Source organism: Anaerotruncus colihominis, assembly GCF_010206195.1.
Classification (GTDB): Bacteria; Bacillota; Clostridia; order Oscillospirales; family Ruminococcaceae; genus Anaerotruncus; species Anaerotruncus colihominis_A.
Genome location: NZ_VIQT01000003.1, coordinates 65,002 through 86,197 on the forward strand (window position 1 = coordinate 65,002; position 21,196 = coordinate 86,197).

The 21,196-nt window shown below is 53.1% G+C and carries 22 protein-coding genes and 2 tRNA genes; 5 read left to right on the forward strand and 19 right to left on the reverse strand.

The features are described from left to right. Nucleotides 1–9: 9 nt before the first annotated feature. Together FMM72_RS01320 and FMM72_RS01325 are read right to left on the reverse strand one after the other, a co-directional pair. Nucleotides 10–1,236, reverse strand: a complete 1,227-nt coding sequence (locus FMM72_RS01320; protein WP_160209163.1) for a BMP family lipoprotein — start codon at nucleotides 1,234–1,236, stop codon at nucleotides 10–12. 53 nt (nucleotides 1,237–1,289) lie between these two features. Beyond that, nucleotides 1,290–2,039: a GntR family transcriptional regulator gene (locus FMM72_RS01325; RefSeq protein WP_160209164.1), complete on the reverse strand. Its 750-nt coding sequence runs from the start codon at nucleotides 2,037–2,039 to the stop codon at nucleotides 1,290–1,292. 286 nt (nucleotides 2,040–2,325) lie between these two features. On the opposite strand from FMM72_RS01325, the gene FMM72_RS01330 reads away from it, so the two are divergent. Next, entirely contained in the window at nucleotides 2,326–2,568 is a 243-nt protein-coding gene (locus tag FMM72_RS01330) for a hypothetical protein (RefSeq protein WP_162220355.1), read from the forward strand. Nucleotides 2,569–3,288: 720 nt separating this feature from the next. On the opposite strand, the gene FMM72_RS01335 is transcribed toward FMM72_RS01330, so the two are convergent. The 9 genes from FMM72_RS01335 to FMM72_RS01375 form a co-directional block, all read right to left on the reverse strand. Beyond that, a complete protein-coding gene (locus FMM72_RS01335; RefSeq protein WP_162220356.1) occupies nucleotides 3,289–3,774 on the reverse strand; it encodes a hypothetical protein in 486 nt (161 codons plus the stop codon). A gap of 472 nt (nucleotides 3,775–4,246) precedes the next feature. Next, entirely contained in the window at nucleotides 4,247–5,365 is a 1,119-nt protein-coding gene (locus FMM72_RS01340) for an ABC transporter ATP-binding protein (protein ID WP_162220357.1), read from the reverse strand. A 224-nt stretch (nucleotides 5,366–5,589) separates the two neighbouring features. Beyond that, nucleotides 5,590–6,504: a dihydrodipicolinate synthase family protein gene (locus FMM72_RS01345; protein WP_160209167.1), complete on the reverse strand. Its 915-nt coding sequence runs from the start codon at nucleotides 6,502–6,504 to the stop codon at nucleotides 5,590–5,592. A gap of 59 nt (nucleotides 6,505–6,563) precedes the next feature. After that, complete coding sequence (locus tag FMM72_RS01350; protein WP_162220358.1) at nucleotides 6,564–7,448, reverse strand: carbohydrate ABC transporter permease; 885 nt, start codon at nucleotides 7,446–7,448, stop codon at nucleotides 6,564–6,566. Between the two features lie 12 nt (nucleotides 7,449–7,460). After that, on the reverse strand, nucleotides 7,461–8,348 hold the full coding sequence (locus tag FMM72_RS01355; RefSeq protein ID WP_160209186.1) for a carbohydrate ABC transporter permease: 888 nt from the start codon (nucleotides 8,346–8,348) through the stop codon (nucleotides 7,461–7,463). Nucleotides 8,349–8,489: 141 nt separating this feature from the next. Then, nucleotides 8,490–9,869, reverse strand: a complete 1,380-nt coding sequence (locus tag FMM72_RS01360) for an ABC transporter substrate-binding protein (RefSeq protein ID WP_162220359.1) — start codon at nucleotides 9,867–9,869, stop codon at nucleotides 8,490–8,492. Nucleotides 9,870–10,058: 189 nt separating this feature from the next. Next, entirely contained in the window at nucleotides 10,059–10,928 is an 870-nt protein-coding gene (locus tag FMM72_RS01365; RefSeq protein WP_160209170.1) for a MurR/RpiR family transcriptional regulator, read from the reverse strand. Between the two features lie 28 nt (nucleotides 10,929–10,956). Then, entirely contained in the window at nucleotides 10,957–11,838 is an 882-nt protein-coding gene (locus FMM72_RS01370) for an ROK family protein (RefSeq protein WP_162220360.1), read from the reverse strand. Then, nucleotides 11,835–12,536: an N-acetylmannosamine-6-phosphate 2-epimerase gene (locus FMM72_RS01375; RefSeq protein WP_367117004.1), complete on the reverse strand. Its 702-nt coding sequence runs from the start codon at nucleotides 12,534–12,536 to the stop codon at nucleotides 11,835–11,837. The genes FMM72_RS01370 and FMM72_RS01375 overlap by 4 nt, the downstream gene beginning before the upstream one ends. 168 nt (nucleotides 12,537–12,704) lie before the next feature. Between FMM72_RS01375 and FMM72_RS01380 the strand changes: the two genes are divergently transcribed. Next, nucleotides 12,705–13,361 carry a GDSL-type esterase/lipase family protein gene (locus FMM72_RS01380; RefSeq protein ID WP_162220361.1) on the forward strand — a complete coding sequence of 219 codons (657 nt, stop codon included), beginning with the start codon at nucleotides 12,705–12,707 and terminating at the stop codon, nucleotides 13,359–13,361. Between the two features lie 312 nt (nucleotides 13,362–13,673). Here FMM72_RS01380 and FMM72_RS01385 read toward each other — a convergent pair. Together FMM72_RS01385 and FMM72_RS01390 are read right to left on the reverse strand one after the other, a co-directional pair. Then, a tRNA-Pro gene (locus FMM72_RS01385) sits at nucleotides 13,674–13,750 on the reverse strand. Nucleotides 13,751–13,753: 3 nt separating this feature from the next. Continuing rightward, nucleotides 13,754–13,827 (reverse strand) — tRNA-Gln (locus FMM72_RS01390). Nucleotides 13,828–14,191: 364 nt separating this feature from the next. On the opposite strand from FMM72_RS01390, the gene trxA reads away from it, so the two are divergent. From trxA to FMM72_RS01405, 3 genes are all read left to right on the forward strand, one after another. Beyond that, a complete protein-coding gene (gene trxA, locus FMM72_RS01395) occupies nucleotides 14,192–14,509 on the forward strand; it encodes a thioredoxin (RefSeq protein ID WP_160209173.1) in 318 nt (105 codons plus the stop codon). A 288-nt stretch (nucleotides 14,510–14,797) separates the two neighbouring features. Next, nucleotides 14,798–15,349, forward strand: a complete 552-nt coding sequence (locus tag FMM72_RS01400) for a hypothetical protein (protein ID WP_160209174.1) — start codon at nucleotides 14,798–14,800, stop codon at nucleotides 15,347–15,349. Nucleotides 15,350–15,466: 117 nt separating this feature from the next. After that, nucleotides 15,467–15,661 (forward strand): alpha/beta-type small acid-soluble spore protein, encoded by a 195-nt coding sequence (locus FMM72_RS01405; protein ID WP_006876508.1) that lies wholly within the window; start codon nucleotides 15,467–15,469, stop codon nucleotides 15,659–15,661. A gap of 61 nt (nucleotides 15,662–15,722) precedes the next feature. Here the strand turns inward: FMM72_RS01405 and FMM72_RS01410 are convergent, their stop codons facing one another. The 6 genes from FMM72_RS01410 to FMM72_RS01435 all read right to left on the reverse strand — a co-directional run bounded on the left by FMM72_RS01410 (nucleotide 15,723) and on the right by FMM72_RS01435 (nucleotide 21,046). Next, nucleotides 15,723–16,760, reverse strand: a complete 1,038-nt coding sequence (locus FMM72_RS01410) for a sulfate/molybdate ABC transporter ATP-binding protein (RefSeq protein ID WP_162220362.1) — start codon at nucleotides 16,758–16,760, stop codon at nucleotides 15,723–15,725. Then, nucleotides 16,757–17,440, reverse strand: a complete 684-nt coding sequence (gene modB, locus FMM72_RS01415) for a molybdate ABC transporter permease subunit (protein ID WP_162220363.1) — start codon at nucleotides 17,438–17,440, stop codon at nucleotides 16,757–16,759. Before modB ends, FMM72_RS01410 begins: the two co-directional genes overlap by 4 nt. A 27-nt stretch (nucleotides 17,441–17,467) precedes the next feature. Further along, on the reverse strand, nucleotides 17,468–18,316 hold the full coding sequence (gene modA / locus FMM72_RS01420) for a molybdate ABC transporter substrate-binding protein (protein WP_347561214.1): 849 nt from the start codon (nucleotides 18,314–18,316) through the stop codon (nucleotides 17,468–17,470). Nucleotides 18,317–18,337: 21 nt separating this feature from the next. Further along, nucleotides 18,338–19,267, reverse strand: coding sequence for an NTP transferase domain-containing protein (locus FMM72_RS01425; RefSeq protein ID WP_162220364.1), 930 nt, complete (start codon nucleotides 19,265–19,267; stop codon nucleotides 18,338–18,340). A 143-nt stretch (nucleotides 19,268–19,410) separates the two neighbouring features. Further along, nucleotides 19,411–20,094, reverse strand: a complete 684-nt coding sequence (locus FMM72_RS01430) for a hypothetical protein (RefSeq protein ID WP_162220365.1) — start codon at nucleotides 20,092–20,094, stop codon at nucleotides 19,411–19,413. 22 nt (nucleotides 20,095–20,116) lie between these two features. After that, on the reverse strand, nucleotides 20,117–21,046 hold the full coding sequence (locus FMM72_RS01435; RefSeq protein ID WP_162220366.1) for a DUF1848 family protein: 930 nt from the start codon (nucleotides 21,044–21,046) through the stop codon (nucleotides 20,117–20,119). Nucleotides 21,047–21,196: the final 150 nt, after the last annotated feature.

The window sequence follows — 21,196 nt, forward strand, 5'->3', positions numbered from 1 at the left end:
AAAATGATGTCAGGCTGTCTGAATTATAACACGAGGACACATGGACGGATCAAGCTCCTCGCCGACCTGCGCATTGACCACATCGATCTCACCTGATTTGATCTTCTCCGCCTGGTCATTGACCTTGGTCTTGATCTGTTCAAACAGTCCCTTGTCCGCTACAGCCTCCGTCATCACTGACAGATCGGTGACGCCGGTCGCTCCGGAGGCCAGATCAAAGTTGAGCAGGTTGTCCATCCCCTCCAGTTCACCGCTGATCTTTGCGTCGATCAGCGCGCGTGTGGGGACGCCGGTGATCTTCAGAACGCTGGTGATAACATGCCCCGGATGAGTGCTGTCCAGATCAGCGTCTGTCTGGATAGCCAGACGGCCGTCGGAGTCGGCGCGTTCCGTAATGCCGTCGCCCACATTGCCGCAGTCCGCAAAGACGACGTTTACACCGTTTTGGTACATGTTCCCGGTGGTCGTGTTGCCGGCTGCGGAATCTGTAAAGCCGGCGTCATACACAGGATAATAATCATATTGCACATCATATTCCTCGGCGGCGGCCTGGATGCCCATCATATAGCCGTAGGAATACACCCGAATTCCAGCGGAGTCGGTGCCGCCGATAAAGCCGATGCCCCGGCTCTCGGACAAGGGAGCCAGATTGTAGCCCTCTGGAAACAGCGCCTCCTGGTTTTCATTCATCTGCACCGCCAGATATCCGGCCAGGTACGACGCCTCGTTGACGTTAAACATACAGGCATAAACATTATTATACTTGACAGAGCCATCCTCGTTGACATTGGGATTGTCGTTGTAAATTACAAAGGTGGTATCTGGGTACTGCTGCGCGATTGGAACATTTCCGGCTGCGCCAGTACCATCGATCAGCGCCGCAAAGTCATATTCCAAATTGAAAATGAGTCCATACCCTTCCTCAGCCAGCGCCTCAATAGCCTGCCCCACGGTCAGAGAGCTTGACGGTTCCACCACGCGATACTCGAAGCCATATTCACCGGCCGCTGTTTTGATCGCCTCCACCGCCGAACGGTTATACCCATTGTCGTTCTGGCCGGAGGCGCTTGTCACAAACCCAACCTTCAAATCCGTTTTCCCTCCGGCGGACGCGCTGCCGGTTCCACCCGCAGCGGACGCGGCGTTTTCTCCGGCGCCGCCTGAGCAGGCGGACGCCATAATGAGCACCGCGGCGCTCAGGCACAGGCTCAAGGCTTTTACGAACAATCTTTTCATTCTTTGTCGCTCCTTTTCCAAAGGCATAATTTAGTAACGTATGCGCAAAACGTCTACTTTTCAAATTGGTCCTTCCGTACCTGATCGATATAAAACTTGAACCGGTCGCTTCGATAGTAACATTTAAAATTTTCAATCGGATATTCCCGGCCCTTGATTTCTCCATATGTCACACAATTAAACAGGATCAGCGGAACACCAGCGTTGACGTTTAAATACCGGCAGATATCCTCATAGGCAAGCACCGCCTCCAACGTCCGTTCCGCCCGTGTGATCTTTACGCCGTAATCCTCCTCGAGCACACCATAGAGGGAGCACTGTGAAAAATCATACGCTTCGATGCCGGCAAAGAGTTTATACGGCAAATAGACCGTCGTGTGGTTGATCGGCTCTCCATCGGCATAATAGATACGCGCCATATGAAAGACCTTGTCCCCTTCGATCAGCTGCAAACGGCTCTGACGCTTTCTATCTGCATCGATAACATGGTTAAACAGCACCTTTCGAGTCGCCGTCATTCCCTGCCGTTTGACATCCTCAGTGCAGCTTGTGATTGAAATCAGATTCTGCCGCTTCTGATCGCCTTTGACGAAAGTCCCTTTACCTTGTATTTTATAAACATATCCCTCCTGTTCAAGCTCCTCGATCGCCTTGCGGATCGTAATCCGGCTGACAGCATGCTCAAGCATCAGCTCCCGTTCACTTGGCAGAGGGGCGTTCGTCTCCAGCTCGCCTGAATCGAGTAGCTTTAAAATGGAGTTCTTAACTGCGAAATATTTAGGCGGATTGTATCCTGTCGCCATTCTTCATCACTCTCCATCAAACCATACATATTATGATGTCATGTTGTCATAACCAGTTTATAAATTTATTATATGCTTGTCGATATACAGAGTCAATTATGGGAAATACAGAAACTTGAAGGCCCTTTATCGTTAATATGCATAATTTTTACCCATGTTGTATTGTAAAAATAGTTCATTCTGTCCTTAAAATGTAATACCACTTCACTTGCACCGTCTGCTTAACTTATGACGACTTAACAGTTGCCACAGTTTGGATGGAGAGAAGCATAAAGGAAAATAAGCCGTGCGCCAGACTGATACAATTCAGCCGCCAGTATATGAAAAAGCCTGTCGATTACTGCACCATGATGGCCCGTATGCGCTGCAATTCGGCGGCGAACGAGGCTTCGCAATTAGACCCAGGCCAGATGCTTTTGTGCTGGGTGAAAAGATCTACAACATCGATGACAACATGGTCGCAACCGAAACCGCCTATGTTCATCCGACCAATATGGATTTGCCTGTTATGATCCGCTTTGCAATCTGAGTCTGATTGATTATAGGAAACAGCATAATAAGAAAGGCCGAATCAGCAGCTTAAAAACCATGCTGATTCGGCCTTTCGCCTTTCTTATTTTTTATAGATTGCGGAGCGCAATCTATAAAAAATTGGCCATCCGCGCCGTCCCCGGCGCGGGGCCATTTGATTAAAATGCGCCTGCCCGCAGAGCGGGCAGATGCTCAAAAAATAGTTGCTTCGCAACTATTTTTTATTGCCTGATACCGGAATAACCTAGCAAAAGGTGCCGGGACTTCTCATAAAAAAGCCCCGCAAACCCGTATGAAATGGGCGTTTTCTCAAAATCCCACAATATCGTGTCAAGGCTCCTGATAACGTGTTTTTGTAAGGTTGGGCACCATTTGGGTACCACAACGCATTCTTCTCCAGTTGGTAAATCCGGTACACTGTCACACATTAGAAGCGTGTTTTTGAGAGTATGGGTAGAAGCATCGTCTGCCTACATTTAGGTATCGCACGAGGGATATACACTCCATACCAGGTGGTCTAAATGCCGGTGGAAAGACTAGGGCTAGACTGCTATTTGTTGTAACTCCGTAAGGAGTATAGCCGCCCCCAAAAAGGGCGTTCAAAGGGGCTTGGGATTGGTTATCCCAACAAGCAAAATGAGCAGTACGCCTTTTTCCAATAAGGCGTACTTAAATCAGACCGATAAACTGAAAAGTATCAGGCTTAACGTTTCTGTCGCTATGAAGCCGACTTACGCACCGCAACCTCTGCACAGACCAGCCGGGCTATATGCTCTGCTGTGTCATTTGTCAACAGAAAGAACATTCCGTCATTACGGCATTTTTTATGTGTATCGCCATTCAAGGCATAAACAAAACCTTTCACACAGGTATCGCTACAAGCATTAGGGTCAATCAGTCTCTTGCAGTCACGAGAAGCTGTCATTTTTTCTTGCATATCAACAGGCAGAGAAGCGATTATATCCTCATACTTGCCAGCATTGTCACCGTAAATACGTGCCAAAATACCTGACTTGCGAAATACCCAATTCATTATTGTTTTCTTCTCTAGCTGGTATGAAGCCGCATAACCGCTTTTTGCTTCCTTGATTACAAGGTCGCAGCCCTGTTCAATAAGTTTGTTATTTAGTTCCTCGACAAACGCTTGGTGTTCTGGCGCAACTGCCGATAGAAACTCTTTAAATGAACCCTTTTCTTTTGCCATTAGCTTTTCCTCTCTCAAATTTCGATTTGTCGTACTGCGCTTTATCCGCTTAAGGCGCACAGACACTCTACTAGCTTTCTTCATTCTAATATTAGCGCATAAAAATGTCAAACACCTCATTTTGTTTCATTACTTTATGCTGCTGTTCATAACCCTGTTTGTTTGCGTGAGCACCATTCTGGCACCATTTTACCCTTTGCAGGACTGTGTTGCACACGGTAGGAATGCTGAATTTATGGGCTTTCCCGGCTGGAAAAAGTATTTTATGGCCACTGAATATTTACTATTTTTTATAGATTGCGCTCCGCAATCTATAAAAAATTGGCCATCTGCGCCGTCCCTGGCGCGGATGGCCGTTTGATTAAAATGCGCCTTAATCCGCCCCAGCGCCGGACAGGCGGCTGTTGTAAGGATTTGTACTGCCCAATGATCTTCTTCTGTAAGCGCCATTCAATGCCTAACGCATTCCCCCTTACAACAGGTTGGAGCCACTGTCCGGATCAAACAGATGGATCAGATCATCACGGAAGGTAAACAAAATCTCTGTTCCATAGCTTATACCGCCGCGATACTCCTCTGCTAAATCCGTAGTTGGGATACGCAGTACAACATCTTTGCCGTTGGCGTCCACATGAAGATGGATCTCGCTGCCCATCATTTCAGATACGTCAACCTTGGAGGAAATTGCGTGCGCACCGGCCGTTTCCTCCAAGCGGATATGCTCGGGACGAATCCCAAGCTTGACAGGTTGGGATGATACATTTTTAGCCGCCAAGGCGCCCTGTATTTTCTTGGACAAGGGCATGACTGCCCCCTGAACTTCGACCTGATAGCCGCTTTCAGTCTTAATAAGCTTTGCGTCAAAGAGGTTCATCTGAGGAGACCCAATGAAGCCGGCCACAAAAATGTTGATAGGATGTTCAAAGACCTCCTGCGGCGTGCCAATCTGTTGGATAAATCCATCCTTCATAATGACAATACGGTCGCCCAGGGTCATGGCTTCGGTTTGATCGTGAGTAACATAAATGAAGGTGGTATCGATACGCTGGCGCAGCTTGATAATCTCAGCGCGCATCTGATTGCGCAGCTTGGCGTCTAGGTTTGACAGCGGTTCATCCATTAAAAACACCTGCGGATTTCGCACAATGGCGCGGCCGATGGCAACGCGCTGGCGCTGTCCGCCGGAAAGAGCTTTGGGTTTGCGCTCCAAATAGCTGGTGATATCAAGGATTTCGGCGGCCTCCCGCACCTTGCTGTCAATCTCATCCTTGGGAGTCTTACGAAGCTGGAGGGAAAAAGCCATATTTTCGTATACAGTCATATGCGGATAAAGGGCATAATTCTGGAAAACCATGGCGATATCGCGATCTTTTGGTTCAACATCATTCATTCGCTTGTCGCCAATCATGAGGTCCCCCTCGCTGATCTCCTCCAATCCGGCAATCATGCGCAAGGTGGTGGATTTTCCACAACCGGACGGCCCGACCAGTACAATAAACTCCTTATCCGCGATTTCCAGATTAAAATCGTGGACGGCGGTCACCTTGCTGTCATAAATTTTCTTTACATTTTTAAGAGTCACAGTTGCCATGTATACAAGCCGTGAGACCGCCTGCCTCCGCAAGCGTCCCTTGTCCGCACAGAGCGAACCTGCGTGGACATTACGACAGGTCTCCACACTGCCGCACCGCCGGCCCGGCGGGATTTGCTTCCTCCTTTTTTATGGCTTTCACATCCCTATAAAGTAGGAGTAGAGACGTGCAGCCTGTTTTGAGATGTACAGGGACTTATGCAGATGGCCAACTACAAAAACGTTTAGCAATACTTGGAAATTGCGGCTTCAATCATAGCGTTCGCAGCCTCAACGATAGCGGTATCCTCTTGGTTCATGGAAGGCAGTGGTTTGCGGACATCCCCACATTCTACGCCGTGCTTTCTCAGGATAGCCTTCATCACGGCATACAGGTTGCCGTGGGCCGCGCACATTTTATAGATAATACGGCAGATATCGTTTTGTATCGCGAAAGCCCCGACAGGATCCCCAGCACAGAAAAGCTCCCGCGCCTTGATGAACAGCTCCGGCATAACGGCATAGGTACCGCCAATACCGCCGGCAGCACCCATGGCCAGGCCGGAAATAAACTGTTCATCCGGACCATTCATGACTACGAAATCTTCTCCGCCCTGATCCTTCCACATCTGGATGTCCTGGGTGGACACCGAGGAATTTTTCACACCGATTACGCGGGGATTTTTCTGCATTTCAGCCAACAGCGAAGATGTCAGGGCCACGCCTGCCAACTGCGGGATATTATAAATGATGAAATCGGTGTTTGGGGCTGCATTGGAAATATCGTTCCAATACTGCGCGATGCCATAAGGGGGCAGGTGGAAGTAGATCGGCGGAATGGCCGCGATCGCGTCCACGCCCAGGCTTTCGGCATGTTTGGCCAGCTCCTGGGAATCAGCGGTGTTGTTGCAGGCCACATGGGCAATGATTGTAAGCTTGCCGCCCACCTCGGCCATAACGTTCTCCAGCACAGCCTTTCGCTCGCAAACGCTTTGATAAATGCATTCCCCGGAGGAACCGCCTACGTAAAGGCCCTTGACGTTCTTTTCAAGCAGATGACGGGCCAGCGCCCGGACCCGCTCGGGAGAGATATTTCCCGCATCGTCGTAACAGGCGTAAAAGGCAGGGATAACCCCTTGGAATTTTTCAATTTTTGACATTGCATTTCGCTCCTTATGGCGGCAAAGCGGCTGCGCCAAGCAGCCGCGCCGCGTTAGATTCAACCTTTGACGGCGCCCATGGTGATCCCTTGGGTAAAATATTTTTGAAACACCAGAAAGACAACGATAATCGGAATTGCGGCCAAGGCTGCGCCAGCCATAAGCATTCCCATATCTATCGTGGTTTCAGCCTGGAGCGTGGCAATGCCTAATGAAATAGTAAAATTGCTGCCGCTGCTCAACATGATGAGCTGCATAAAATAATCATTCCAGGAATTGATAAAAGTAAAAATAGCCAATGCGCCGATACCTGGTTTTATCATGGGAACGACAATCGTGGCAAAGGTGCGCAGCTCGCTGGAACCGTCCACACGGGCCGCCTCCAGAATCTCGCCGGGGATACTCTCAGAAAACTGCTTCATCAAAAACACGCCGAAGGGCCAGCCCACTGTAGGAAAGATAACGGCCCACAGAGTATCATACAGGTGCAAATCTGACATCTCACGCAGCAGCGGAATCAGAATGACCTGCTTTGGCAAAGCCATGGCGCAGACAATCAGACCAAAGAGGATGGCTCTGCCGCGAAACCGTTTTTTAGCCAAAGCATAACCGGCCATAGCTGCGGTAATACATGTAAGGATCATGGCCACCACCGCCATAAACACGGTGTTGATGAGCCATCTGAAAGCCGCCGGCACGGTGGGACCCTGTAGCCCAAATATCTCAAAGAGAGGCGCAGAACGCCTGTTGAACAGGTTTTCAAAGTTGGTGCTCACCCATTCCGAAGGCGTCCAAACGGGCTTGGTTGCGTAAATATCGGTGGCCGGCTTGAACGCGCCGGTGACGATCCAGTAGAGAGGAAAAAGGAACAAGATCGCCAGAACCACTAAAATGACAATAGAAAGGACCTTATAAGCCTTATTTTGTCCGCTGATAGTCTTCATTCTCTCCACCTCCTACTTTTCTTTCGCCAGTCGGAACTGTACAGCAGACAGTATGGCGATAAATACGGCCAGCATGACCCCCATGGCGTTGGCATATCCAAAGTGACCGGACTGTTCAGTCAGCTTAAACGCGGTATAATAAATGTAATACATGACCGTGTTCGTGCCGGAGCCGCCCTGTGTCAGCAATTGGATAAGCGCAAAGCACTGGAAGGAGTTAATTGTGGTGATAACGAGTATATACAGGGTGGTTGGCATCATCTGCGGCCACTTGATCCGCCAGAACACCTGCAAGCCGGTGGCTCCGTCCACCCGGGACGCTTCCACCAGGGATTGATCCACATTGCCCAGGGCGGAAACATAGAGGACGATCGGCTGACCTACAGAGGTGGTGAACAGGATGAGGATGATACACCACAACGCAAAGCGGGAATCACCCAAAAAGTTGATATTTTTATCAATCAGCCCTGCGCCCTTGAGGACAGCGTTGAATATACCGGTGTAGTTGTCGTACATCCATTTCCAGACCACCGTAACAGCTACCGAACCAGTGACAACAGGCAGATAGAAGATACACCGGAAAGTGGAGAGCACAGGACCCTTAAGCTTATAAATGGCCGAAGCCACCCACAGGGAGAAAGCGCATACAGTCGGGACGCTGACTACAACAATGATGAAGGTATTTTTCAGCGCCTCAAGGAAGGTTTTATCCTGCCAAAGGTTTACAAAGTTGTTCAGACCGATGAAGTGGACTGCGCTGTCACGCATATTGGCGTCGGTGAGACTATTAAAGATGCAGATAAACATGGGGATGATAACAAAGCCCACAAAGAAAACGAGGCTGGGCAGCATAAACAGGTAGCCATTGATATTCTCCCGCCGCTGCAACGCCCGTCCCATAGCGGGCTGGTTTTGTTTTGCCAAACCTGAGCACCCCTCTCTTATCATTGAATTCTCTGAATATGGAGGCGCCCCTTCCCCGCTGTGCACGGGAAAGGGGCACACAAATTCCCCCTCACACGTCAGTGTTTTACGGGGTGATCATTTTGCGGCTGCATTCGCCTCTGCTGCATAGCTGGCGACTGTGGAGGCAATGTCAGCGCCCTCTCCAACCTTTTGGAGCATGTTCCACCAGGAGGTGCGCGCCTGCGCCCATCCGCTGGTGACCTGATAATAGTCTCCCAGGTAAGGCATCAGAACCTGATACTCATCCATGATCTCGTTGTCGGCCCAGATCGTGGACAGATCGGCGCCGCCGGCAGCGGAACGGACAGGGAAGTAGTTTGCAGTCTTCACAGCATCCACAGTATGCTCGGAATTGGCCATGTAGTTGATGAAGGTCTTGGCGGCCTCGACGCGGGCGGGATCGCCGTTATCGAAAATGCCAAAGCCCCAGATACCGCCCTGAAGGGCAGGTTCGCCGCTCTCGGAGGGGAAGCCCATAAAGGCGATCTGCTCACCGGTGATCGTCTTCTCAGCGCCGGTGCCGGCTGTGTTGGGATCGAGCTGCTGCGCGATATTCCAGCAGAAAGCCATCTTCAGCACGCCCTGATAGAACTTGGTGATCTCGTCGCCGCCCGCCAAGGAAGCGTCGAAAGCGATGCCTTCCATGCCCTTAAGCTGTTCAAGGGCCTTGATATTCAAAGGATCGTCCCAGGTGTACTGGGTGTGCTCGGCATTGGTGAACGTACCGCCGTAAAGGTTGTTGACAAGTGCGCGCGTACCCTGGTCGCCGCCCTGACCGGCACAGTAGACGGCCCCTACCGTCTCACCGTAGTGGGCATATAAAGCCTGGACCGCGTTGATAAAGTCCTCAGTGGTCCAGGTGTGCGTCTCCAGATCCAGATACTGGTCGGCTCCGGCCGCTTTGAACGCGTCCAGGTTGACAGCCATGCAGTGGGCGGTCATAACCAGCGGATATTCATACACAGCGCCATCGGGAGCGGTGCAGGCGGTCAGAACGGACTGCTGAATTTCCGCGCGATCCTGATCGGTCAGCATATCGGACAGGTCCACCATGTACCCGCTGGCTCCCCAGTTGGCAACAAGGCGTTCGGGGCCTTCCATGATGAGGTCGGGCGCATCGTTTGCGGTGATGGCGGAATTGACCTTGTCATCGCCGTCGGCATACGCCAGATACTCCACCTGGACCGAGATCCCGGTGTCGGCCTTGAACGCATCGGTAAGCGCCTTGACGGCGTCCTCCTTGCCCCAGTTACCAATAGGATAGGTCCAAAGAGTGATTTCCTGAGCTGCGCCCGCGGTATCGCCTTGAGCCGGCGGCTGGGCTTGAGAGGATTGTGTTCCCGCAGGCTGGGACGCAGTGGCCTGCGGTTCTCCATTCCCGCCGCCGGAACAAGCAGCCAACGAAAACACCATAGCGGCACTTAACCCAAATGCCAGGACTTTTTTCATCTTCATATGACGGTTCCTCCTCAATTTTTATAAATCTAAGAGTATGCTTTCTGGATTAACTGGTTAAATTGTATAATCGTTTCCCAATTTTGTCAATACATGTTTGGAAAATTTTTTTTATTTTGTGAGAACTGAAAAAATTTCTTCCTAAAATTTGTTGCAAGCGTCTCTTTTCCACATGGAGACGGCCAGATTTCAGTAAAGCTTATCGAGTACGGAAGCGGCTGTTTTCTCGTTGTTCGGCCCGCAGCGGCTCATATTGCGTCGATAATATTCGGTATACAGCAGATCCACCAAGAAAGCCTGGCTGATATCGGCGCTGGTTGAACCGCTTTGTAACGGGCCCTCATTTGCACCGCACAACAGGATTACATCGGTGAACTCTGTCAAGGGCGATTTTTGGAAACGGGTGATAGCTATAACTTTCGCTCCACTTCTTTTGGCCAGCTCGGCCACCGCATTGGTATCTTTGGTGGAACCGGAGTATGAAAACACCACCGCTACATCCTCCGCAGACATGGTGGCGGCCAGCATTGCCTGGGTATGAGCGTCGTTTACACAGTTCACCTTCGGTTCAATGCGCAAAAATTTATGGGAGGTCTTTAAAGCGGCGGTAAAGGAGGCGCCCACGCCAAAAAAGATAATACGCCGCGCCTGGCTGAGATAATCGACAGCCCGGTCCAGCTCTCTTACATCCAGAAGGGCCGCCGTTTCACTGAGAGCGCGCTGTTCGGTCTGAAGCACCTTTTGCACCAATGCATTCAGATCATCCCGCGGAGTAATGGCGCCTGTAAGAACGTCCTCTTTCCCCACATCGGTCTGCATGCTCAGGCTGAACCGCATCTTAAACTCCTGGTAGCCGCCCATCCCCATCGTGCGGCAGAAGCGGAACACGCTGGTTTCTCCCACGCCGCAGGCGTCGGAAAGTTCGGTGATGGACATAAAGACGACCTCACATGGATGCTCTATGATGTAATCGGCCACCTTTTTTTCCACACGGGTAAATTGGTTGTAGATGGAGCGTATTCTTGCCAGAAAATCTCCCGACTCGCTGCTGGCAATCACGGCGCCACCCCCCTTTCCTCCTGTTTTGTTAAAGACGTTCAGCCAAGCTGTAGGCCCCGTAAAGCCCTGCCATATTGCCGAGCTTCGCTCCAACGACCTTTACCCCCCGGAATCCCGGAATGAGACGCTCATAAACCCGCCGGGCCGTCCCTTCGATGGCGTAAGGCTGTTCCATGACGCCGCCGCCCAGCACCACGCACGGCACATTGTAGGCATGGATCAGCGCGCAAAGCCCCGCGGCCACCTGGTCCAGCCAAGCATCCACCGCCGCCTTTACGACAGGTTCCTCCAATCTTTGAAAGATACCCCGGCCTGTGAGGCCAGGGACCACCTGCTCCATAGCAGCGCGCAGGGCGGTGGTGGAAGCGCACCGCTCATAGGTCCCGGCAAATGGATCGGCCGGATCGAACAGCTCCGGATGAAGGACGATACCGCCCAGCATAACCCCGGCGGATGCGCCCGCGCCGTAATAAAGTTTTCCGTTCAGAACCACCCCGCCGCCAATACCGGTACCATAGGTAAGGCAGAGATAATCCCGTTCTCCCTGGGCCGCTCCATTGCGTCCCTCCCCCAAAGCGGCGGCATACACATCATTGATCACCGCCGCGGGTACATCGAAACGGCCCTCAAAAAATCCCTTCACATCCGTTCCTGTATATCCGGGGACGTTGTCGTTTGCGTAGCGGATGGTTCCATTGTTGGGATCCACCTGCCCCGCAGTGCTGATACCGACAGCGTCGAAAGGCAGAAAGCTTTCCAGAAGTGCAGACGCCTGTTCCAGCAGATGTAAAGCTCCCTGCTTTGCCTCAGAATCGGTTTCCCCCTTCTGTCCGGGCTTTCCATCTACAAAAACGCATCCTTTTATTTTTGTGCCGCCAATATCCAGGACGGCTATGCGCCGCCCGCTCATGGCTCCAGGGCGGCCACGAACCGCTTGGTAATTTCCATGGGCCGGGTGATTGCGGAGCCGACCACCACTGTAAGTACACCGATATCCATGGCATGGCGCAGGTGCTCAGGCGTGATGATATTACCTTCGGCAACAACGGGCTTGCCGCACTCATGAACCAGCGTTTTGATCATATCGAAAGGCGGCAGACGGCGGCCAGCGGTATAGGGAGTGTAACCAGCCATTGTCGTCCCGATCAGATCAAAGCCCATGCCGGCCGCAGCCATCCCCTCCTCTACGCTTGAACAGTCGGCCATGAAAAGCTGGTCGGGATACCTCTCCCGCACCTCACGGAAAAAGTCCGCCAAAGCACGGCTGCCCGGACGGGTCCGTTTGGTGGCGTCCAGGGCGATCACTTCCACCCCGCACGCTGCCAAGGCGTCCACCTCCGTCATGGTGGGAGTAATATATACGTCGGGGTGATCATCGTAAACCTTTTTGATAATGCCGATAATAGGCAGATCCACATTCCTCCGGATCTCTTTGATATCCTCCACCGTATTGGCACGGATACCGGCCGCGCCACCCCAGGCAGCCGCCAGCGCCATGCGTCCCATGATGAAGGAGCTGTGGAGTGGTTCCTCGGGCAGCGCCTGACAGGATACGATCAATTTCCCTCTTACCTGCTCAAAAAATGTCTTGTTATCCATTACTCCCATTACAGACACCTCGCGACAATCATTTTTTGTAACTTTTTACCTATCATAAGCATACCACTGAAAAAAATATTTTTCAAGGTTTATTTTGATAAAAATCTCTTTTTTATCTTGTTCCCACCCCTTTACTGTGCTATATTGGATACACATTATGAAAAGGATGTGGAGCCAATGAAGCCTCATATCATCTGCCTGGGTGACTCAAATACCCATGGCTACTGTGCAGATCCCACTGACTGTGCGGACAGCGATCTCCTGCGCTTCAATGAGGATGAGCGTTGGACCCAACTGCTCCAGAAGGCGCTTGGAGCTGACGTCCTGGTGGTTGAGGAGGGCCTCTCCGGGCGCACCACTGTCTTTTCAGATCCCCTCTATGAGGGATTGTCCGCCTTGGATTATCTCTATCCCTGCCTCAAAAGCCACGAACCAGTGGCATTGCTCATCATTATGCTGGGAACCAACGACACCAAGGAGCGTTTCGGCGCGAGTGCAGCCTGCATCGATCTGGGGATGCAGCGGCTGGTTCGCAAAGCTATGACAGTGGATTGCTGGGAATCCTGCAAAAAACCCAACATCCTGGTGGTGGCGCCTCCCCCCATCAACGACCGAATGGAAGATTCCAGCGTAGGATTCACCATGGGCCGCGGCTGCGTCCAAAAGTCCCGGCAGCTCTCCTCCCTCTATGCCGCCTCAGCTAAATTGCTGGGGGTTCACTTTCTGGATGCGGCAGGCTGCGAATTCAATCAGATAGACTATATGCATCTCACCCGCCAGGGTCATGCCCAATTGGCCCATCGCCTGGCGAAATTGATTCCACATCTTTTATAGCCTCAGATATCCATTGCAGGGTGGGACCATTGGAAAAAAGCCGCAAACAAAAGAATTTCTGTTTGCGGCTTCAGCCACGCTTTCAAACTATTTGAGATGCCGGGGCTTATCCTCGTCTTCTCTGAAAGTATGCGCGCTGGTGTATTTTTTCAAAATCCACAAAAAAAATCACATTTCAACCCTATGAACAAGGCTGAAATGTAATTTCCAACTTAGCAAGCCTGCCCAGTTTAGAACCACTCCGGACGCAGGCATTTGCTTTGGATATAAGAAAAAGCCCGGAGCGCGAAATGGCTCCAGGCCCTTGCCTGGTGGTCGAGGTGACAGGACTTGAACCTGCGGCCTCTGCGTCCCGAACGCAGCGCTCTACCAAACTGAGCCACACCTCGAAGTGGCTGCCCGACTAGGATTCGAACCCAGACAAACAGAGTCAGAGTCTGTCGTGCTACCATTACACAATCGGGCAATCTTTTTTGGGGTTCTGTTTTGTCACGAATTATATTATACCGCTAAAACAGTAAAAGTCAATAGCTTTCCCGCATATTTTCGCCAAATATTCCATATTTTTTTCTGATGCCTCCTGTACTTTTTCGATTCGCCTGGTTTGTCCGGCGGCGCTGCCGTTTCAATATATCGTGCTTTTATGATTTTATTTTTTGCTGCAACGGCACGGATACACCCTTTGCATCCCGGCCAAACTAATGACATATTTCATAATGTATCGGCTTTACGGCTTTGAGGGTAAAAATTTGCAGAAAGGACTTGATCGTACACTTTTTTAGTGTATAATAAAGATAATCATCAGATATATAACATAAGGAGGCAATGATATGTCTGTCAAACATTTTTCAAACGATACATTTCAATCAGAGGTTCTTTCGGGCAGCGGTCCAATCCTTGTTGATTTCTGGGCGCCATGGTGCGGCCCATGCAAAATGCTCGGCCCTGTGATTGACGGTTTGGCCGATGAACTGTCCGGCAAAGCGGTTGTCGGCAAAGTCAATATCGACGACGAACCGGATCTCGCCGCCAAATATGGCGTCGTCAGCATCCCCACCATCATTTTGTTCAAGGATGGCGAGGAGGTCAACCGCCTTGTTGGGCTTCAGTCCAAGCTGACGCTGACGCAGATGGTTGAGCAGGCCTGAGCATTCCAGTTTTTAAAACAGCGGGCTTTCCTTGCAAGGAAAGCCCGCTGTTTTCATAAGCTGTGTAAAATCAAAGATCGTTGCGGTTTAATCCCTCTTTATGGGAAAGAATAAAGAAGCAGGTTTGTTCGCCCTTTTGCAAAAACATACAAACCAGAATCATTCATCGCGTGAATCAGCCGCAATGATAACGCTTCATTGGGCCGATTCAAAAAATTGTTTCATTTTCAATAACAGCCTGTGTATGCAAAACATTCCCTATTAAAAATGTTTGAGGCGGGTGTCAAAATGATTGTTATTGCCGCGGGCGGTGAAAACCGGCGCCTGCGCGAATTGCTGCGCAGCGCAGGCGCGCTTTCAATGCTGTGCACGGACGCCGCGCAGGCGTCTTTTTGTGGAGACGGGCCAGACTTGATTTTTCTTTCAGCGCGCACGCCGCTGCGTATCTCCTGTGAAAACGCGGCGCTCATCGCACGGCGCGGCGCCGGCTTGCCCACAGGAATCGATTGTGAAAAACAGGTAGCCGTCGTCGACAGCGCCGACGCCGCTGTACGGGAGCATTTGGCGCGCAGGCGTCTGCCTGCAATCACCTGTGGGCTGTCTGGAGTTGATACGCTCACATTATCCTCTCTGACAGCGGACAGCGCAATGATTGCTTTGCAGCGGCAAATTACGGCTTTTGACGGCACAGAAACAGACCCATTCGAATTACCTGTTTTATTTTCGCAACATATAGAACCGTTCGACCTGCTTGCCGCCGCGGCCATCTTTTGCCTGATGGGGCGGCGCAGCCCACTTTCCGGATTGTCCGTTTGGCGGATCGCTTCGGGCAACGGTTGATTTTGGTTATGCGCGCAGGAATTAACAATCATAATCCTGTAGAGCAAAACCATACTATTACTGCAAACGCAAACAACAAATTTCGATTTGAAAAGAAAATTAAGGAGTGTATCTAACATGACCAGTTCCAATAATCCTGTTGTCCCGCAGGCCCGCGAGGCTCTTGATAAGTTCAAAATGGAAGCCGCCCGTGAAGTCGGCGTTAACCTCAAGCAGGGCTACAACGGCGATCTGACCTCTCGTGAAGCCGGTTCTGTCGGCGGCCAGATGGTCAAGAAGATGATCGAGGCGTACGAGAACTCCATGAAGTAAATTCCCCTTTATGAAAGGGAATGATAAAGAACGCGCGGGCAATCGCCCGCGCGTTCTTTTTTTAGCCTTCCCGCAGTACCAGCACATCCTCCGGTAAAACCGCCAGATGATCCGGCACGCCTGCGTATGCGTGTTTCCCGATCTTCCACCAGATTTTTTCAGACGCCGCACCAGCTGCGCGAAAGAGCACGTTCCATTCAAACGGTCCCTCCGACGCGCCGCAATTTTCAATTGCAATCAGGTTTGGCGCATACGCGTCAGAAGGAGGGAAAAACGAATGCGCGCGCACGCCGACATGGCTTACATCATCCGGAACCGGATCGGCCGTATCGAGCGAAATTCTCCAGTCAAGCGCCTCCACGCGGTGCGCGCCTTCTTTTTTTGCACGCGAAATATTTTTGCATCCGGTCAGGCGCGCCACCTGCACAAGCCCTGGCGCACGGAACAGCTCCTTTGTGCCGCCATGCGCGATTGGGCGGCCGGCGTCCATCACAATCAGCTCGCCGCACAGGCGGTACGCCTCGTCGCGGCTGTGTGTGACCAGCACGGCGTCCTTTCCATAGCTTTCCAAAAGCTCGAGAACCTGCATCTGCATTTGTTCCCTCAGGTGCGCATCCAGCGCGGAAAACGGTTCGTCAAACAAGAGCACGTCCGGTTCGCTTGCCAGCATACGCGCAAGCGCCGCACGCTGTTGCTGCCCGCCGGAAAGTTGGCCCGGATACCGCCCGCCAAGTCCTTTCAGGTGAAAGCGTGCGAGAAGCTCCTCAACCGCCTGCTCCCGGCCCTTCTTTTCGCCATGCATACCGCAGACAATATTTTCGGTCACGGTCATGTGTGGAAACAGCGCATAATTTTGGAACAGGTAGCCCACGCGCCGTTTCTGCGGGGGAAGGTTCAACCGCACGGACGAATCGTACAGCACACGGCCGTTGACCACAACGCGTCCCGCGTCCGGGCGCTCAATTCCCGCAATACACCGCAGCGTCATGCTCTTGCCGCATCCCGACGCCCCCAAAATTCCAAGGCAGCCGCCATGTGTTGTGAACCCGGTTTCCAGCGAAAAGCCGCGGAACCGTTTTTGTATGGCGGCTTCAATCATGGCTTCTCCTTCCTTCCGTGACGATTTTCCCGCATGGTAAAATAGTTCATCGCCACGACGACAGCGAACGATATCGCCACGATAATCGCCACATAACCATATGCCGATTCCATGTCCCCCGCGGCCACCGCTGAATAGACGGCCAGCGGCAATGTGCGTGTTTTTCCGGCGATGTTTCCAGCGATCATGGCAGTGGCGCCAAATTCCCCCAGCCCGCGTGCAAACGACAGCACGCCGCCCGACGCGACGCCCGGCAGCGCCATCGGCATGACAACACGCCAGAAAATGCGGCCCTCCGGCATTCCAAGCGTGCGCGCCGCGTCGACCATATTGCGGTCCACCTGTTCAAACGCGCCGCGCGCCGACCGGTACATCAGAGGAAAAGAGATTACAACAGCCGCGATCACGGTCGCGCTCCATGAAAAAGCGATTTTCACCCCGAAATAATCAAGAAAGAACTGGCCGACCGGCCGTTTGACGCCGAAGATATACAACAGAAAAAAGCCGGCCACCGTCGGGGGCAACACAAGCGGCAGCGTCAAAACGCCGTCGAGCACCATGCGGAGCCGGGCGCTGCGCAACCCGACAACGAGCCGCGCGCAGAATACCCCAAGAAAAAACGTCGCCAGGATTGACACGGCGGCAGTTTTCATCGAAATGAGAATCGGTGATACGTCCATATGGCCGCCCCCTTTTGTTTCATATCCTTATACGTTCGGCGAGAAGCCGTATTCCTCAAAGACAGCGAGCGCCTCGTCGGACGCAAGAAAATCGGCAAACAGCTTCGCCTCCTCGGGATGCGCCGAATTGGCGGCGACGCCGACCGGATAGATGACCTTTTCGGCCAGGCTGCCGTCGGGCGCTTGGGCCACAACACGCACCTTGTCGGTGGTTGCAGCGTCCGTCGCATAGACGACGCCGGCGTCCGCGCTGCCCTCGGCAATCCAGTTAAGCACCTCGGTCACGTTTGTGCCAAGGCTCATTTTCGCCGAAACAGCATCCCACAGCTCCAGGTTTGTCAGCGCCTCTTTTGCATACTGGCCGGCGGGGACGCTCTCAGGATCGCCGATCGCGACCATGTCAGCGCTTGCGATGTCCTCAAACGCGGAGAACTTCTCAGAGCCGGCCGGTTCGATCAGGACAATCTTGTTTTCCAAAAGCTCGACGATCGAATCGGAAGCCATCAGCCCCTCGTCGTTGAGCGCGTTCATCTGCTTCATAGCCGCGGACATAAACACATCGGCCTCAAGCCCCTCCTCAATCTGGGTCTGGAGCTTGCCGGAGCTGTCATATGTTCCCTCAACCGTGATCCATGGGTACTGATCCTGGAACATCGGGATCAGCTGTTCCGTATAGGAATATTCCAGGCTGGCCGCCGCTGCGACAAGGATCGTCACAGGCTCCTTGTCCGTTTGGGCCTGTGAGGAGGACGCTGTCGATGAGGCCGCCGCGGGCGCCTGCGAAGAAGTGCCGGACGCCTGCTTCATCCCGCACCCGCCGAGCGCAGCCGCTGTGACCAGCGCCATAAAGCCTGCCAATACTGCTTTTTTCATCATCCGTTCCCTCCTGTTTGCTTTTTATGATTCCTGTGCCGCAAACAATTCCTCGAATACCTCTTGGACCAATGCCCGGCTGCGGCTCTCCAGCAGCCTGAATTTTTCCAGCAGCGCGCGGCCATCCGGCGTCAGCTGCGCTGCGCCGCCATTTTTGCCGCCCTGCTGCCGCGCGACCATCACCCGCGCCGTCTCCTCCTCCAGCACGGACAGCATCTTCCAGCCCTTGCTGTAGGAAACGCCCATCCGGCCGCACGCCAGCCTTACGGAACCTGTTTCATCGATCAGTGTCAAAAGCTGCGCCACACCCGGCCCGAAAAATGCCTGCTCGCGCATCAGACGCACCTTGATATCTGGATACAGCCGCGCGCGGTTATGACGTTCAAGCTGCTGCGCAACGTCTGCTTCACGCGCTAAATTAAACAGTACGCCGCTGTCGTCCACTGGCAAAAAAACGCGTCTGTCCGCTAACCGCCGCAGCGCCCCGCGCAGCCCACCGCCGCCCTCATAGGCCAGAATGCGCGGCGCCAGCCTGGATGCAAGCAGCAGCGGATGGCCCGGACGCCCTTCATAAAGCGGGTTGACGACCTGTCCATCCGACGCCATCAACGCGCGCACCGTCTTTACGGTGAACAGCGGCACATCGACCGGCGCGATGAAGATACGCTCACATTTATCTGCAAGATATGAAAGCCCCGTCCGCACAAGCGAGAACATCTGCTCTGGTCCGCCGTCGGGCGGGCTTAGACAGATCGCGCCCATGCGCGCGGTATTTTTTTCAAGCGCCTGTCTGTTTTCCTGCTGTGAAACAAGCACAATACGGTCGACGCCCGCATGGCGGAAGGTGTCAACCATACGCTGCGCCACGGAAACCGAACCCAGCTTTTCAAGCGGCCTGGTCAGTTCCCCCTGAGAGGTTGTCCCATCCGCGACGATCATCGCGCCCGTTCCCATCTGCGCTCCTCCTTTCCGCAATGGACTTGTTTTTAAAAATAATTCCATTGAAAGCAGTATATCACACTTTTTCAAGCCCGGCAAGCACTATTTTTTTGTGACCGGTATACAAAAAACAGGAGGCCCCAAAGCCTCCTGTTTTCCTAGCGCCGCTCCAGCATCGCGAGCGCGCGGTCGCGTATCTCCATATCAAAAAAGCCCATCGCCTGCTCCGGCAGCTTGGCTTTAGGCGTTTGGAAAAAGCCGATGGTATACAGCGTATAGTAATGGATCCTGCGCGTATTTCCCGAGCGCGTCGTCGCGGTGCGCTTTTCCTCATCCGGACGGATTTCCCACACATCCGCCAGCCGGACCACGATATACGCCGGGCTTCCGCCCCGCATACAGGCGTAATGCTGCGTACGCGCAAACCAGGCCGGCGTATGATTGGACCCAGGCCCGACCATTTCAAAGCCAAACGACCGGGATGGGTCGCCAGCGGCGGCGATCATCTCCCGCGCAAAGACCTCGCGCTCCGCGTCGTCGGAAATCAGCGTGCCGACGGCTTTTTGAGCCTTACGCACAAAGCGCGCCGGGCTTAATCCCGGCAGCAGGATCGCAAAATAGATCAGCAGCACCACAGCCGCTGCAAACACGCCCCCAAGCGCGCCGTAAAGCGCATCTTCGGCGCCGCCTCCACCGATGGCCGCCAGCCCCGCGAGCAATCCGGCCGAGCCGATCACCGTAAGCGGCACAATCATGCGCAGGCTGCGTGCAAGCACCTTTGCCTTGTAGCTTCGCATCCATTCATATTCACCAGCCAACCATGTCTCAAATGCACTCTGCACAAATGTTCCTCCCCCACTGTGTCTATTGATCCTCAAAGAGTGAAAGCTGGTCCATGCGCTGTGGCTGCAAGGACCGTTTTCGTATTTCGTCCGACTGCAACGGACGGCCGATGAGCAGCGGCGAAAGCGGATCGTGCAGGGCGGCGTTTTTCACAGCCGCACCGGGCATTGTCGCATAACAATATACACATCCGTTTTGACAGGAATCATATGCCCCGACATCAACGCTCTCAAGGCACCGGCAGGCTGGCCGCTGGTTTTGGTCGGCGCGCGCGCCGATCGGACAGCCCGTCGCCCGTTCAATAAGCGCGCGATCGATGCACGCGCCCGGCAAAATACCATATGCGCTGAAATCGCCCTGCTCGGCGCAGGTATACAGCGCGATGCCGCGCGCCTGCGCAAGTTCGGCAAATCCATGTGCAAGCGCCTGCTGATCAGATTTTAATACAGGTTTGACAATGCCGCCGCGCCGTTTATAGATGTCGACAAAGCTGAACACACACCGCTCTGTAAAACCCGCTATCCGCTCGCACATGCGCCCGAACGCCTCGATATGCCATGAAACGGGATGCGCCGGGTCCACGACAACGGGATCGTACCGCCAGACAACACGCGCCGCGCCAAGCGTATCGGACAACCGTAAAAACGCCTCCACAAGCGCCTGCTTCGGCGGGAGGTTTTGTTCCAGCTCCGGGCCGTATGGCGTCAGTGTATACTGTACATAAAACGGGAAGCCCATCGCGCCGATCTGCGGGAACGACGCCTCCATCGGGATCGGATTTTTCGTCCAGAATACGATACAATCGACCACATCAGGCGTAAGCGGCACATGGAAAACACGATGCGCGCTGTAAGTGCTGCGCACAAGGGCATATCCTGCATACAGCCGCTGCATCATCCAAGCGCTGTAGAAAGCCGGAATATCCGTGCGCCGGCTCGCACTGACAATCACAGACACGCCTCCAGGCCGCGCGCTGCATAGCGCGCGGCCTGTTGTTTTCGATTATTCAGATAATTGCAAAACGTCTGTCCCGCATACGACAGGATCATTTCGTCAGGATCTGTTTTTGTCCATATACGGCTGCACGCCAGGTTCTGGCCA

Coding starts and splice junctions, on each gene's coding strand:
- FMM72_RS01360 (WP_162220359.1), bottom strand. CDS start 9,869: ATGAAGATGAAAAAAGTCCTGGCATTTGGGTTAAGTGCCGCTATGGTG.
- FMM72_RS01410 (WP_162220362.1), bottom strand. CDS start 16,760: ATGATTGAAGCCGCCATACAAAAACGGTTCCGCGGCTTTTCGCTGGAA.
- FMM72_RS01380 (WP_162220361.1), top strand. CDS start 12,705: ATGAAGCCTCATATCATCTGCCTGGGTGACTCAAATACCCATGGCTAC.
- modA (WP_347561214.1), bottom strand. CDS start 18,316: ATGATGAAAAAAGCAGTATTGGCAGGCTTTATGGCGCTGGTCACAGCG.
- FMM72_RS01325 (WP_160209164.1), bottom strand. CDS start 2,039: ATGGCGACAGGATACAATCCGCCTAAATATTTCGCAGTTAAGAACTCC.
- FMM72_RS01355 (WP_160209186.1), bottom strand. CDS start 8,348: ATGGGACGGGCGTTGCAGCGGCGGGAGAATATCAATGGCTACCTGTTT.
- FMM72_RS01320 (WP_160209163.1), bottom strand. CDS start 1,236: ATGAAAAGATTGTTCGTAAAAGCCTTGAGCCTGTGCCTGAGCGCCGCG.
- trxA (WP_160209173.1), top strand. CDS start 14,192: ATGTCTGTCAAACATTTTTCAAACGATACATTTCAATCAGAGGTTCTT.
- FMM72_RS01425 (WP_162220364.1), bottom strand. CDS start 19,267: ATGGGAACGGGCGCGATGATCGTCGCGGATGGGACAACCTCTCAGGGG.
- FMM72_RS01350 (WP_162220358.1), bottom strand. CDS start 7,448: ATGAAGACTATCAGCGGACAAAATAAGGCTTATAAGGTCCTTTCTATT.
- FMM72_RS01345 (WP_160209167.1), bottom strand. CDS start 6,504: ATGTCAAAAATTGAAAAATTCCAAGGGGTTATCCCTGCCTTTTACGCC.
- FMM72_RS01400 (WP_160209174.1), top strand. CDS start 14,798: ATGATTGTTATTGCCGCGGGCGGTGAAAACCGGCGCCTGCGCGAATTG.
- FMM72_RS01375 (WP_367117004.1), bottom strand. CDS start 12,536: ATGGGAGTAATGGATAACAAGACATTTTTTGAGCAGGTAAGAGGGAAA.
- FMM72_RS01340 (WP_162220357.1), bottom strand. CDS start 5,365: ATGGCAACTGTGACTCTTAAAAATGTAAAGAAAATTTATGACAGCAAG.
- modB (WP_162220363.1), bottom strand. CDS start 17,440: ATGGACGTATCACCGATTCTCATTTCGATGAAAACTGCCGCCGTGTCA.
- FMM72_RS01335 (WP_162220356.1), bottom strand. CDS start 3,774: ATGGCAAAAGAAAAGGGTTCATTTAAAGAGTTTCTATCGGCAGTTGCG.
- FMM72_RS01370 (WP_162220360.1), bottom strand. CDS start 11,838: ATGAGCGGGCGGCGCATAGCCGTCCTGGATATTGGCGGCACAAAAATA.
- FMM72_RS01405 (WP_006876508.1), top strand. CDS start 15,467: ATGACCAGTTCCAATAATCCTGTTGTCCCGCAGGCCCGCGAGGCTCTT.